Annotated in this window: 4 protein-coding genes; 2 read left to right on the top strand and 2 right to left on the bottom strand. The window is 62.8% G+C overall.

Translation table 11 applies throughout. The features are described from left to right. The first annotated feature begins 3 nt into the window (after positions 1-3). Positions 4-13638, top strand: a complete 13635-nt coding sequence (locus tag V5E99_RS25905) for a non-ribosomal peptide synthase/polyketide synthase (RefSeq protein ID WP_499805104.1) — start codon at positions 4-6, stop codon at positions 13636-13638. A 66-nt stretch (positions 13639-13704) separates the two neighbouring features. Next, positions 13705-14658 carry an alpha/beta hydrolase gene (locus tag V5E99_RS25900; protein WP_499805102.1) on the top strand — a complete coding sequence of 318 codons (954 nt, stop codon included), beginning with the start codon at positions 13705-13707 and terminating at the stop codon, positions 14656-14658. Positions 14659-14721: 63 nt separating this feature from the next. Here the strand turns inward: V5E99_RS25900 and V5E99_RS25895 are convergent, their stop codons facing one another. Together V5E99_RS25895 and V5E99_RS25890 are read right to left on the bottom strand one after the other, a co-directional pair. After that, positions 14722-14979, bottom strand: coding sequence for a hypothetical protein (locus V5E99_RS25895; RefSeq protein ID WP_499805100.1), 258 nt, complete (start codon positions 14977-14979; stop codon positions 14722-14724). Beyond that, positions 14976-15242: hypothetical protein (locus V5E99_RS25890; RefSeq protein WP_499805099.1), on the bottom strand; the 267-nt coding region annotated here is incomplete at its 5' end. The genes V5E99_RS25895 and V5E99_RS25890, both read right to left, overlap by 4 nt.

Raw genomic sequence — 15242 nt, 5'->3', positions numbered from 1 at the left:
GGCATGCAGCAGTTGATTGAATCGGTAGGCGCACTCTCTCCCGAGAAACGCAAGGCGCTGGCGATTCTACTGGGCAAACAGGGCATCAACCTCTATGGCATCGCTCCGATTTTTCGGCGCACCGCCGGTGAGCCCCTGTTGCTTTCCTATGCTCAGGAGCGGCAGTGGTTTCTCTGGCAAATGGAGCCGGACAGCGCGGCGTACCACATTCCCACGGCCCTGCGCTTGCGCGGTGCCCTGGACGTGGCGGTGTTGCAGCGCAGCTTCGATACGCTGATCGAGCGTCACGAAAGCCTGCGCACCGGGTTTGCCCGTGGGGATCAGGACCGGGCCATTCAACTGATCAACGCACCCTTTGCGCTGAAACTTGAAGTGCATTCCGTGGATTCGGCCATCGATGAGGCCGCGTTGCGTGGCCTCATTGAGGCGGAAATCGCCCGGCCGTTCGATCTGGAACAGGACGCGTTGTTGCGGGTCCGGTTGCTGCGTCTGGCCGAGGACGATCACGTACTGGTCATGGTCCAGCACCACATCGTTTCCGATGGCTGGTCGATGCAGGTCATGGTCGGCGAGCTGATCGAACTGTATGCCGGTTTCGCCCGGGGTACGCCGGCGGTGCTGGCGCCGTTGCCGATCCAGTACGCCGACTTCGCCCAGTGGCAGCGTAGCTGGATGGACGCGGGGGAGCGCGAGCGGCAATTGGCCTATTGGGTCGAGCACCTGGGCAGCGATCCGGGTGTGCTGGAATTGCCCACCGATCATCCGCGTCCGCTGGTGCAAAGTTACCGTGGCGCGCGGCTCGACTTGCCGCTTGACGCTGCATTAGGCAAAGGCTTGCAGGACGTGGCCCGCCGCGAAGGCGTGACGCTGTTCATGCTGTTGCTCGCATCGTTCCAGACCTTGTTGCACCGCTACAGCGGCCAGGACGATATCCGCATTGGCGTGCCGATTGCCAACCGCAACCGCGCCGAAACCGAAGGGCTGATCGGCTTCTTCGTCAACACCCAGGTATTGCGTGCAAGCATCGACAGCAGCATGACCTTCAGCGCCTTGCTGGCCCAGGCCAAGCAATCGGCGCTGGGTGCGCAGGCCCATCAGGATTTGCCGTTCGAACAACTGGTCGAAGCCTTGGCTCCGGAACGCAGCCTGAGCCGCAGCCCGTTGTTCCAGGTGATGTTCAACCATCAGAGCGGCACCCGTCAGAACGGCCAGGCCATGCAGTTGCCAGGGCTGGCGGTGGAGAGCGTGAACTGGGACAGCCTCACGGCGCAGTTTGACCTGACCCTGGAAACCCACGAATCCCCTGACGGTGTCTGGGCGTCGCTGATCTACGCCACGGACCTGTTTGACGCCACGACCATCGAGCGCATGGGTCGACACTGGCAGTCGTTGCTCAAGGGCATCGTCGCCGGTTCGCAGCAACGGGTCGGCGAATTGCCGATGCTGGACGGCGCCGAACAACAGTTGATGTTGCGCGACTGGAACGTCGTCGATGCAGCGTTCGCCAGCGACCTGTGCATCCACCAACTGATTGCCCGGCAAGCGGCAGAAACGCCCAGCGCCCGGGCGGTGACGTTCGCCGAGCGCCACCTGACCTACGCCGAACTCGAAGCCCGGGCCAACCAATTGGCCCATGGGCTGATCGAGCGCGGGGTCGGCCCGGAAGTGCGGGTCGGCGTCGCCATGCAGCGTTCGGAACAGTTGCTGATCGCATTGCTCGCGGTGCTCAAGGCTGGCGGTGTGTATGTGCCGCTGGACCCGGATTATCCGGGTGAACGCGTGGCCTACATGCTCGAAGACAGCCGTGCGTTGTGCCTGCTGACCGAGCGCGAAGTGGCGGCGAGCCTGTCGGTCGCCGCTGGCACCGATGTGTTGCTGATGGACAACGCCGAAGCTGACTTTGCCGGTTATCCACAAACCGCGCCGGTCACTCGGGTGTCGGCGGACAACCTCGCTTATGTGATTTACACCTCCGGTTCCACCGGCAAACCCAAAGGCGTGGCGATTGCCCATCGCAACGTCCTGGCGCTGATTGACTGGTCGAAATCGGTCTACAGCCGCGACGACATCCAGGGTGTGCTGGCCTCCACCTCGGTGTGTTTCGACTTGTCCGTGTGGGAACTGTTTGTGACCCTGGCCAACGGCGGGTCGCTGATCATCGCCCGCAATGCCCTGGAGCTGGCGCAGTTGCCGGCGCGGGATCAGGTGCGCCTGATCAACACCGTGCCGTCGGCGATTGCCGCGTTGCAGCGCAACGGCGACATCCCGCCGAGCGTGCGCATCATCAACCTGGCCGGTGAGCCACTCAAGCAAAGCCTGGTCGACACCTTGTATGGCCAAGCGACGGTCGAGCACGTCTACGACCTGTACGGCCCGTCGGAAGACACCACGTATTCGACCTGGACCCGCCGCACGGCCGGTGGTCAGCCGAGCATTGGCCGGCCACTCAAACACACCGCCAGTTACGTCCTCGACGGCGAACTGCAAGCCGTGCCGCTGGGCGTTGCGGCGGAGCTGTACCTGGCCGGCGCCGGGATCACCCGGGGTTACCTGGCGCGTCCCGGCCTGACCGCAGAAAAATACCTGCCCAACCCGTTTGGCGCACCGGGCGAACGCTTCTATCGCACTGGCGACCTGACCCGTTATCAAGCCGACGGCAGCCTGCAGTACGTCGGGCGGATCGACCATCAGGTCAAGGTTCGCGGTTTCCGCATCGAGTTGGGCGAAATCGAAGCGCGGCTGTTGCAGCAAGATGCGGTGCGTGAATTGGCGGTGCTGGCGCAGGAAGGCGCGAGCGGGCAGCAATTGGTCGCGTACATCGTGCCGAGCGTCATCACCCATGATGCCGAGGCCCAGGCGCGCTTGAGTGAAGTGCTCAAAGCGGCGCTGCGCGAACACCTGCCGGAATACATGGTGCCGGCGCATTTGCTGTTCCTCGACGCCTTGCCGCTGACCCCCAACGGCAAGCTGGATCGCAAGGCCTTGCCGAAACCGGATGCGGCGCTGGTGCAGCAAACCTATCTGGCTCCCGTCAACGAGATCGAGCAGCAGTTGTGCGAGATCTGGCAAGGCGTGCTGGGCCTGGAGCGGGTCGGTGTGACCGACAACTTCTTTGCGCTGGGCGGCGATTCGATCATTTCCATTCAGGTGGTCAGTCGCGCCCGTCAGGCCGGTTTGCGCCTGACGCCCAAAGACCTGTTCCAGTTCCAGACCATTCAAGGGCTGGCCCGTGTGGTGCAGGTCGGCGATTCGACCCTGAGCATCGAGCAGGGCCCGATCACCGGGACCACGCCGTTGCTGCCGTTCCAGCAACGTTTTTTTGAAACCGAGGTGGCCGAGCGTCAGCGCTGGAACCAGTCGCTGCTGCTCAAACCGGCCGGCACGGTGGACGCGAAAATCCTTGAGCGAGCCTTGCAAGCGCTGGTGCTGCACCACGACGCCTTGCGCCTGAGCTTCACGCAAACCGCCGACGGCTGGACCGCGACTCACCGTGCAGTCGATGCCCAGGCACTGTTGCACTGCGTGGCGTTGCAGGACGCCAGCGAAGTCGAAGCGGTGTGCGATGGGGCCCAGGGCAGCCTCAATCTTGAGACCGGGCCGCTGCTGCGCGCGGTGTTGATGGACCTGGCCGATGGCAGTCAACGCCTGTTCCTGGCGATCCATCACTTGGTGGTCGATGGCGTGTCTTGGCGGGTGCTGCTGGAAGACTTGCAGCGCGCCTGCGAGCAATTGCAAAGCGCTCAACCGGTCAAACTCGCGGCCAAGACCAGTCCGTTCAAGGCCTGGGCCGAACACCTGCAAACCTACGCCAGCGAAGCCCTGCAACCGGAGCTGCACTGGTGGACCGAGCAACTGGCGGACGTCAACGCCGATCTGCCGTGCGATTACCCCGACGGCGGTTTGCAAAACGCCCAGGCCCTGAGTGTCGAAACCCGCCTGGATGCGGACCTGACGCGGCAACTGTTGCAACAGGCCCCGGCGGCGTATCGCACGCAAATCAACGACCTGTTGCTGACGGCGCTGGCGCGGGTTATCTGCCGCTGGACCGGTCAGGCCTCGACCCTGATTCAACTCGAAGGCCATGGTCGCGAAGAGCTGTTTGATGACATCGACCTGAGCCGCACCGTGGGTTGGTTCACCAGCCTGTTCCCGGTCAAATTGACCCCGGCCAGCGCGTTGGCCGACTCGCTCAAAGCGGTCAAGGAACAACTGCGTGCGGTGCCGAACAAAGGCATCGGTTTCGGCGCCTTGCGGTATCTGGGGGATGCCCAGGCCCGTGCGACCCTGGCGGCGCAACCGTTGCCGCGCATCACCTTCAACTACCTGGGGCAGTTCGACAGCCAGTTCGATGACGCGGCGCTGTTCGTTCCGGCCAGTGAAAGCACCGGTCGCGAGCAGAGCCCATTGGCACCCCTGGCCAACTGGCTGGACGTCAACGGCAAGGTGTATGGCGGCGAACTGAACCTGAGCTGGACCTTCAGCCGTGAAATGTTCGATCAAGCCACGGTCCAGCATCTGGCCGACGACTATGCCCATGAGTTGAGCGCATTGATCGCCCACTGCTGCGACGCCAGCCATCGCGGCGTCACGCCTTCGGACTTCCCGCTGGCGGGGCTGAACCAGCAGCAACTGGACGCGCTGGTCGGCGATCCGGAGCGGATCGACAACATTTATCCGCTGTCACCGATGCAGCAGGGCATGTTGTTCCACAGTTTGTACGAACAGGATTCGGGCGAGTACATCAACCAGATGCGCGTGGCGGTGCAGGGGCTGGATGTCGAGCGGTTCCGCCAGGCCTGGCAAGCGGCGCTGGACGCCCACGATATCCTGCGCACGCGGTTTGTCTGGGGCGGCGATCAGGATCGGCCGTTGCAAATCGTCGAGCGTCATGCCGAGCTGCCGTTCACCGTTCACGACTGGCGCGGGCAATCGTCCGAGGCTTTGGATGCGCTGGCTGAAGCCGAACGCAACAGCCCCTTCGACCTGACCCGGGTGCCGCTGTTGCGCCTGGTGGTGGTCCGCACCGCTGACGACCAGCATGAATTGCTCTACACCAGCCATCACATCCTGATGGACGGCTGGAGTAATTCGCAGCTATTGGGCGAAGTGCTGCAACGCTATGCCGGCCAGACGCCGACCGCGAGCGTCGGGCGCTACAGCGATTACATCGCCTGGCTGCAACGCCAGGACAGCCAGGCCAGCGAGCAATTCTGGATGGCCCAACTGGCCCAACTCGATGAGCCCACCCGTTTGGCCCAAGGCCTGGCAGACCGCTCGGCGCCGGGTGTTGGTGCGGGTCACGACCAGCATCAGCACTTGATCGATGCGACGGTCACGCTGCGCCTGGGCGAGTTTGCCCGGGAGCAGAAAGTCACCCTCAACACCCTAGTGCAAGCCGCGTGGCTGCTGCTGTTGAAGCGCTACACCGGCCAATCGACCGTGGCGTTCGGCGCCACGGTGTCCGGGCGTCCGGCGGACTTGCCGGGGGTCGAACAACAGGTCGGTCTATTCATCAACACCTTGCCGGTGATCGCCCGTCCCGAGCCGCAACTGACCGTCAGCGCATGGCTGCAAACGGTGCAGGCGTTGAACCTGTCGTTGCGCGACTTTGAACACACGCCGCTGGCGGATATTCAGCGCTGGTCGGGGCAGGGCAGCGATGGCCTGTTCGACAACCTGCTGGTGTTCGAGAACTACCCGATCTCCGAAGCACTGGAGCAGGGGGCGCCGCTGGGCTTGAGTTTCGGCCCGGTGGATACGTCGGAGCAGACCAACTATCCGCTGACCGTCGGGGTCAACCTGGGCCAGACGCTGTCGCTGCATTACAGCTTCACCCGTGAGCATTACAGCCTGGACGCGATTGTCCGGTTGAACGCGCAACTGGCCTCGTTGCTTGAACAATTCTGCCAATCCGCCAGCGCCCGGCTCGGGGCCTTGACGCTGCTCAGCGCCGCCGAACAGACGCGGTTGCAAGCAAGCAATGTCCCGCAACCGTGCACCGATCCGTTGCCGGTGCATCAGCGCATTGGCGTGATCGCCGCGCAACAGCCTGAGCGTGAGGCGGTTCGCTGTGGCGATCAGGCGTTGAGCTTTGGCGAACTGGATGCCCAGGCCAACCAACTGGCGCACCTGTTGATCGCCGAAGGCGTGGGCCCGGAAGTTCGTGTCGGGGTGGCGTTGCCGCGCAGCCCTTCGATGCTGGTGGCGTTGCTCGCCGTGTTGAAGGCTGGCGGCGCGTATGTGCCGCTGGACGCCAGTTATCCCCGGGAACGCTTGGCCTACCTGATCGAAGACTCCGGCATTGCTTTGTTGCTGACGGACTCGGTCCTGAGCCAGCAATTGCCCCTGAGCACGGGGTTGCGCGCACTGGAACTGGATCGGCTGTCGACCGAAGATTTCCCGTCCACCGCCACCCACGTCAGCGTTGACGACGAAAACCTCGCGTACGTGATTTACACCTCAGGCTCCACCGGTCAGCCCAAAGGCGTGTGTGTTGCCCATGGCCCGTTGGCGATGCATTGCCAGGCCATCGGCCAGCGCTATGAAATGACCCCGGACGATTGTGAATTGCACTTTATGTCGTTCGCCTTCGACGGGGCCCACGAACGTTGGTTGACGCCGTTGACCCACGGTTCGCGCCTGTTGATGCGCGACGACAGCCTCTGGAGCCCGGAACAGACTTACAACGCCATGCAGCAGCACGGCGTGACCGTGGCGGCATTCCCACCGGTGTATTTGCAGCAATTGGCCGAGCACGCCGAACACGTCGGCAACCCGCCGCCGGTGCGGATCTACTGCTTTGGCGGCGACGCGGTGCCCAACGACAGTTTCGAGCGGGCCCGGGCTGCGCTGGCGCCGCACTACATCATCAACGGTTACGGGCCGACCGAAACCGTGGTCACCCCGCTGATCTGGAAGGCCGGGCGCAATGACGTGTGCGGCGCGGCGTATGCGCCGATCGGCACCCGCATCGGCGACCGCAGCACCTGCGTGCTCAGCGACGATTTGAACGCATTGCCCCAAGGCGTCATGGGCGAGTTGTACCTGGGCGGCACGGGCCTGGCCCGGGGTTACCTGGACCGCCCGGCGATGACCGCCGAACGTTTTGTCCCGGACCCGTTTGGTGCACCGGGGGCGCGGTTGTACCGCAGCGGCGACCTGGTGCGTGAGCGCGAGGACGGCGTGTTCGACTATCAGGGCCGTGTGGATAACCAGGTGAAAATCCGTGGTTTCCGTATCGAACTGGGCGAGATCGAAGCGCGTCTGCTGGAGCTGGCCGCCGTGCGCGAAGCGGTGGTGCTGGCCCATGCCGGGCCGAGTGGCAAACAATTGGCCGCCTACCTGGTGCCGACGCAACCCCTCGAAGAACACTTGCAAGGCGCGTGGCGTGACGACATCCGTAACCGGTTGAAGGACAGCCTGCCGGCGCACATGGTGCCGGCGCACTTGATCGTGCTGACGCAGTTGCCGTTGACCCCCAATGGCAAGCTCGATCGCAAGGCGTTGCCAAAACCTGACGCCAGCCTGACGCAGCACAGCTATGTGGCGCCGCGCACCGAGATGGAACAGCGCATCGCCGCGATCTGGTCCGATGTGCTGCGCCTGGAGCGCGTCAGTTCGACGGACAACTTCTTTGAGTTGGGCGGTGATTCGATCATCTCGATTCAAGTGGTCGGCCGCGCCCGTCAGGCCGGTATCCAGTTCACGCCCAAGGACCTTTTCCAGCACCAGACCGTGCAAGCCCTGGCCGCCGTGGCGCAACTGGGGGGCGCTGCGCTGACGATTGATCAAGGTCCGGTCAGTGGCGAAACGCCGTTGTTGCCACTGCAACAGCTGTTCTTTGCCGGCGACATTCCCGAGCGTCATCACTGGAACCAGTCGCTGCTGCTCAAGCCTTCCATCCCGTTGCATGCCGACTCCGTTGAGCAGGTGCTTAAGGCGTTGGTGCAACATCACGATGCATTGCGCCTGAGCTTCAGCGAATCGGCCTCGGGCTGGACCGCCCAACACCGTCCACTGAACGCCAGCCAAGCATTGTTGTGGCACACGGTGCTGACCGATGCCGATGACTTCGACGCCCACTGCCAAAAAGCCCAACGCAGCCTGAACCTGCAAGATGGCCCGCTGCTGCGCGGGGTGTTGCTCGATTTGCCGGACAACAGCCAGCGCTTCTTGCTGGTGGTGCATCACTTGGTGGTCGATGGCGTGTCGTGGCGCGTGTTGCTCGAAGACCTGCAAACCGCGTTCAGCCAAGTCCAGGCTGGCCGGCCGATTGCCTTGCCCGCCAAGACCAGCGCGTTCAAAACCTGGGGCGAGCACTTGCAGCTGTACGCCGGCACCCTGGACGCTGAATTGGCGCTGTGGCGTGAGCAGTTGCAAGGTGCCGCCCCGGCGTTGCCGTGCGAACACCCCGACGCCAGTCTGCAAAACCGCTACGCGCAGAGTGTGCAGACCCGACTCGACAAAGCCCTGACCGGTCAATTGCTGCAACAGGCCCCGGCGGCTTACCGCACCCAGGTCAACGACCTGTTGTTGACCGCGTTGGCGCGGGTGATCTGTCGCTGGACCGGTGAGGCTTCCACGCTGATTCAACTTGAAGGCCACGGTCGTGAAGACCTGTTCGACGCGGTGGATTTGAGCCGCACCCTGGGCTGGTTCACCAGCCTGTTTCCGGTGCGCCTGACGCCGTCTGCGGCGGTCGATGACTCGATCAAGCAGATCAAGGAACAACTGCGGGCCATCCCGAACAAAGGCATCGGTTTCGGCGCCTTGCGCTATCTGGGCAATGAGACGGCGCGCGAGCAACTGGCCGCGCTGCCGATGCCGCGCATCACCTTCAACTACCTGGGTCAGTTCGACAGCCAGTTCGACGAGGCCGCGTTGTTTGTGCCGGCCAGCGAAAGTGCCGGCGACGAACTCAGCGAACTCGCCCCGCTGGGCAACTGGTTGACCCTCAACGGTCAGGTGTATGGCGGCGAATTGAGCCTGTCCTGGACGTTCAGCGAACAGATGTTCGACACCGCCACTGTGCAGGCACTGGCCGACGACTACGCCCGGGAACTGGCGCTGCTGATCGAGCATTGCCTGGCGCCGGACAGCCATGGCCTGACCCCGTCGGACTTCCCGTTGGCGGCGTTGAGCCAAGCGCGTCTGGACGGTTTGCCGGTGGCGGTGCGGGAGATCGAAGACGTTTACCCGCTGTCGCCGATGCAACAGGGCATGTTGTTCCACACCCTGTCCGACGATGGCAACGACTTGTACGTCAACCAGTTGAACCTGTCGGTCGAAGGCCTCGACATCGAGCGCTTCCGCGCGGCTTGGGAATGCGTGGTGCAGCGTCACGAAATCCTCCGTACCTCGTTCCATTGGCAGGATGGCCAGGCGTCGCCGGTGCAGGTGGTGCATCGTCACGGCGTGGTGGATTTGCACGCGGTCGATGGGCCGATGGATGACGCGCAACTGGCCGAGTTTGCGCGGCTGGAGCGGGTCAAGGGTTTCGAACTGAACCGCATGCCGCTGCAACGCACGCGGCTGGTTCGCACCGGGGCCGATCAGTATCAGTTGATCTGGACCAGCCACCACATCCTCATGGACGGCTGGAGCAGTTCGCAGTTATTCGGCGAAGTGCTGCAGCATTACGCCACCGGGCAGGTTGAAGGCGAGAGCGGGCGCTACCGTGATTTCATCGCCTGGTTGCAGGCTCAGGATCAGGGACGTCTGGAGCAGTTCTGGAAAGGTCACCTCAAGACCCTGGCCGAACCGACCGCACTCAGTCAGGCCATGCACCCGCGTCACGATTCCACGGAAAACGGCCACCAGGCTTTGTACACCCAATGGAATGCGCAACAGACCGCGACGTTGCAACAGCATTGCCGCGCCCAGGGCATCACCGCCAACACCTTGATTCAAGGCGCGTGGCTGCTGGTGTTGCAGCGTTATACCGGTCAGCACAGTGTGGCGTTCGGCGCCACGGTCGCCGGGCGGCCGGAAGGTTTGCCGAATGCCGGCAACATGCTCGGGCTGTTTATCAACACCTTGCCGGTGATCCAGACCCTGGAACCGGCCCAACGCCTGAATGACTGGCTGAGCGGGCTGCAAGCCTACAACCTCGACCTGCGCGAACACGCACACGCCCCGTTGGCGGATATCCAGCGCTGGTCGGGGCAGGGCGGTCAGCCGCTGTTCGACAGCATCATCGTGTTCGAAAACTACCCGATCGACCAACGTCTGGAACAGGCGCAGGGTGGGCTGCGTTTCGGCGCTTCGGCGAGCCACGACGTGACCAACTTCCCGATGGACCTCGCGGTGCACCTCGGTGAGGAGCTGTCGATCGAGTACCTGTTCCTGCGCGATCGCTTCAGTGTCGAAGCGGTCGAGCGGATTCGCCAGACCATGGAAATCACCCTGCAAGCGATGCTCGATGCGCCGCAGGAGCGATTGGGCAATTTGCAACGCCTGGCGCCGCAACAATGGCAAGCGCTGCAAGCCTGGGGTGGCGAGCCGCACGCGGTGCATCGTCGTGAATTGCTGCCGGCGTTGATCGCCGCGCATGTGGCCCAGCGTCCGCAAGCTGCGGCGGCCGAGTGTGCCGGGCAGGTCTTGAGCTACGCCGAACTGGAGCGTCGTTCCAATCAACTGGCCCATCACCTGATGGCCAGCGGTGCCGGTCCGGAAGTCGTCATTGGCGTGGCGCTGGAGCGTTCCCTCGACATGCTGGTGGCGTTGCTCGCGGTGCTGAAAAGCGGCGCTGCTTATGTGCCGCTGGACATCGATTACCCGAGCGAACGCCTGGCCTTCATGATCGAAGACTCGGGCATGACCCAGATGATCAGCCGTGGCGCGGCGGTGCAGCGTCTGCCATTGCCTGCCGGGTTGCCACTGCTGGATCTGGACCGTTTCGACGCGGATCGGTACCCCGACAGCACGCCGCTCGTGCAGGTTTCGGAACAGAGCCTGGCCTATCTGATTTACACCTCCGGTTCCACCGGCCTGCCCAAAGGCGTGGCCGTTACCCACGGCCCGCTGAGCATGCATTGCCAGGCAATTCGTGAGCTGTACGAGATGGACCACACCACCCGCGAATTGCACTTTATGTCGTTCGCTTTCGACGGGGCCCATGAACGTTGGCTCACCACGTTGGCGTTCGGTGGCACGCTGGTGCTACGCGACCATGAACTGTGGACGCCGGAGCAAACCAGCCACGCGTTGCAGAACCTGTCGATCGACATCGCCTGCTTCCCGCCGGCCTACCTCAAACAGGTGGCCGAATACGTGGAAGGCAGCGGCATGACTGCGCCGAAGGTGCGTATTTACTGCCTCGGCGGCGATGCCGTGCCGGAACAGACGCTGGCGCAAGTGCGCCGCATCCTGCGTCCGCAGTACATCACCAACGGCTACGGACCGACCGAAACCGTGGTCACGCCGATGCTCTGGAAAGCCGCCAACGATGAAGCCTGTGCGGCGGCGTATGCGCCCATCGGGCGGGTGGTCGGCCAGCGTTCGTTGTGGGTGCTGGACGATGATCTAAATCCTTTGCCGGAAGGCTTGTCCGGGCAATTGCACATTGGTGGTTACGGGGTTGCCCGGGGGTATCACGGTCGTCCGTCGATCACCGCCGAGCGCTTTGTACCGGACCCGTTCGGCGAGCCGGGCAGCCGCTTGTATCGCAGCGGCGACCTGGTGCGTTTGCGCACCGATGGCATCCTCGATTACGTCGGCCGGGTCGATCATCAGGTCAAGGTCCGTGGCTTCCGTATCGAACTGGGTGAAATCGAAGCCTGCCTGCGCGCCCAGGACGGCGTCAGCGATGCTGTGGTGATTGCCCGTGACGGTGTGTCCGGCAAGCAATTGATCGGTTACGTGGTCTGTGCGCAAGACGATGCCGGTGAGCGGCTCAAGTCCGCGTTGCGCGCGCAGTTGCCGGAGTACATGGTGCCGTTGCAGGTGATTTGCCTGGCGCGGCTGCCGATTTCGCCGAACGGCAAACTCGACCGCAAAGCCCTGCCGGAACCTGAATTCCAGGCTGAACACTACGTGGCGCCGCGCACGACTGAAGAGGCGTTGCTGGCGCAGATCTGGGCCGACGTCCTGCAAGTGGAACAAGTGGGGATCACCGATAACTTCTTCGAGTTGGGCGGTGATTCGATTCTCAGCCTGCAAGTGATCTCCAAGGCGCGTAACCACCCTGAGCTGAAACTCGACATCAAGCTGCGGGACCTGATGCGCTTCCAGACCATCGGCAACCTGTTCGATCAGCAGGTGGTCGCCCAAGCCGCCTCGGTGCCGGACACCACCCATGTGGCCCAGGCCGGTGCGTTTGGTTTGATCCCGATTCAGGCGTGGTTCTTCGACGAGAAGATGAGCGAACCGCACCACTTCAACCAGGCGATGATGTTGCGCGCCCGCCAAGGGCTCGACGCCCGGGCGCTGGAGCGCACGTTGCAGTTGATGCTGGAACAGCATGACTCGTTGCGGCTGCGTTTCTTCCAGGATGGCGGGCGTTGGTTCCAGCACTATCAATCGGTGCAGGACAGCCTGCGACTGGCCGAGCAAAACCCGTTGTTGTGGCTGCGCGAAGTCAGCGACGTCACGCAACTGGAGGCGCTGACCAATGAAGCGCAACGCAGCCTGAACCTTGAGGAAGGTCCGTTGCTGCGCGGGATGCTGGTGAGCCTGCCGGAGGGCGAAGTGCGTTTGCTGCTGGTGGTTCATCACCTGGTCATCGATGCGGTGTCCTGGCGGGTGCTGTTGCAAGACTTGCAAGTGAGCTACGAAGCCTTCAGCCAGGACCGCGAACCGGTGCTGGATGCGCGCACCAGCAGTTATCGCGCCTGGGCCGATGGCCTGGCGGCGCAAGTGCTGACCCTGGTCGACAACGAGCTGGCTTATTGGCTGGAACAGCTCGACCAACCGGGTCAGGACCTGCCGTGTGACAACCCTCGCGGCAAAAACCAGGTGCGTTTCCGTGAAGAGACGTTCATGGGCCTGGACGCCACTCGCACCGGGCAACTGCTTAAGCAGGCGCCAGCGGTGTACGGCACGCAGATTAACGACTTGTTACTGACGGCCCTGAGCCGCGTGCTGTGCCGCTGGAGCGAAGCCTCGTCGGTGCTGGTGCAACTCGAAGGGCACGGCCGCGAGGACCTGGTCGAAGGCCTGGACCTGAGTCGCACCCTGGGCTGGTTCACTAGCATGTTCCCGGTGCGGCTGGCGCCGGTGGCAGAACAGGATTTCGGTGCCTCCATCGTCGCTGTGCGCGATCAACTGGCGGGTGTGCCGCAGAAGGGTGTCGGTTACGGCGCGTTGCGCTACATGGCCGACAACGCCGTGCAGGCGCAACTGGCGGCGTTGCCTCAGGCGCGACTGACCTTCAACTACCTGGGGCAGTTCGACCAGACCTTCGATGAGCAGGCGATGCTGATGCCGGCCGAAGAGGGCATTGGCGACACCTACAGCCTCGACGCCGGGCTGGGCAACTGGCTGGAAGTGGTCGGCCAGGTGTTTGACGGCAAGTTGTCGATGCGCTGCATCTACAGCACTCGCCGCTATCGCCCGAGCACCATCGAAACCCTGATGCAGCAGTATCAGGCCGAGCTGGAAGCACTGGTCGAACATTGCCTGCAACACGCGACGGTGTAGTCGATTCCTCAACTTTTACTCAAAGGGTCGGTCGCTCGTGATGAGCGCCGGCCCGGGATGTTCTTCATGTCATTGAATTCTGAAGTGGCCGCGTTTCTTGATCTGATCGAAGACAATCAGGACGCCGCCATGGCGTTCCATCGCGTGACGCCGGACCAGGCGCGGCAAGCGTTTGAACAGTCCTCGCAACAAATGCGCTGGGCGGCGCCGGACGTCGACGTGAGCGAAGTGCAACACACCGCCCGCGACGGCAGTGTTTTGCAATTGCGCCTCTATCGTCCGTTGCAACGCAGCACTGAGTTACCGGTGTTGCTGTTCTTGCACGGTGGCGGTTTTGTGGTGGGCAGCCTCGACTCCCACGACGGCATCTGCCGGGAGTTTTGCGCACGCACCCCGTGCGCGGTGTTGGCGGTGGGCTACCGCTGCGCGCCGGAACATAAATTCCCCACGGCCCTGCACGATTGCGCCGATGCGCTGGACTGGCTGCGCAACCAGGCCGACGAATTTGGCCTCGACCTGTCGCGGCTGGTGTTTGGCGGCGACAGCGTTGGCGCGACCCTGGCGACGGTGTTGGCCCTGCAAGCACGCGAACCCGGCGGCCTCAAACCCTGCCTGCAACTGCTGTGCTACCCGGTGACCGATGCTTCCCAGCGCCGCGAATCCATGGACCTGCTGGGCGAAGGTTACCTGCTGGAAAGCGACACTCTGGAATGGTTCTACCAACACTACGCCCGCAGCGTTGAGGATCGCAGTGACTGGCGCTTTTCCCCGCTGTTGTGCCCCGATCTTCAAGGCGTGGCGCCGGCTTATGTGGCGCTGGCGGGGTTTGATCCGCTGGTGGACGAGGGCCGGGCTTATGCCGAGCGTTTGGCTGGGGTGAATGGGCTAGTGGAGTGCCGCGAATTTGGCGGCCATGTGCATGACTTTTTGCGCATGCGCATGGTGACGGAAGAGGTGGAGGAGATTTATCAGGTGTTGGTTGGGGTTTTGCGGGGGGGGATGTATTCGGCTTCGACTTGAGCTGACGGGACTGAGGCCCACCAAGCCGCTGCCGGGTAGCAGTGGCTTGGTGATACTTGACCGTCAGGTATACCTTTTTTCTGTTAGGAAATTGGGTTCTTTCCAGTTTGGACCTTTGATGGCAACGGGCCCTTCACCATTTGCCAGAACACCTTCTTTAAAAAGTCGTGCATAAGTGCTCAACAGTTCTCCATTCGCAATAACTTCAAACCGATAGCGACCAATCATTCTATCGAGCGAAGGGTAAGCAAGGCCGATGCCGAACGCTGTGACAATGTCTGCAATTGGCTCGTTTCTTACAATCTGTTCGATAGTGCTCATTGGGGCTCTCCTTTTAGAAGGTTTTTATATATCCGGTCGATCTGTTTGTTTGCGGCGTCCAGTGCCTCATCGGTATAAAGCAGCGCTTCACTGCTGCCAAGTTTGTAGTCTTCCAATGTTGCCGTATGGGCGTTGTTCCATTCGGGGGAGCCATTTTCTGGCTTGAAGTCGTCAGCCAGGCCCATTGCCCGGAATCTCTCCAATTCCCTGATTTCATGAGTGTAGTAACGCCGATCCGTATCGGTCATTTCCAACTCGCCTCT

It is taken from the genome of Janthinobacterium sp. LPB2021202312-11-4 (genome assembly GCF_037049705.1).
In the GTDB taxonomy this organism is placed as follows: Bacteria; Pseudomonadota; Gammaproteobacteria; order Pseudomonadales; family Pseudomonadaceae; genus Aquipseudomonas.
The sequence above is the reverse complement of the archived record's forward strand: the minus strand, read 5'-3'. Positions and strand labels throughout refer to the sequence as shown.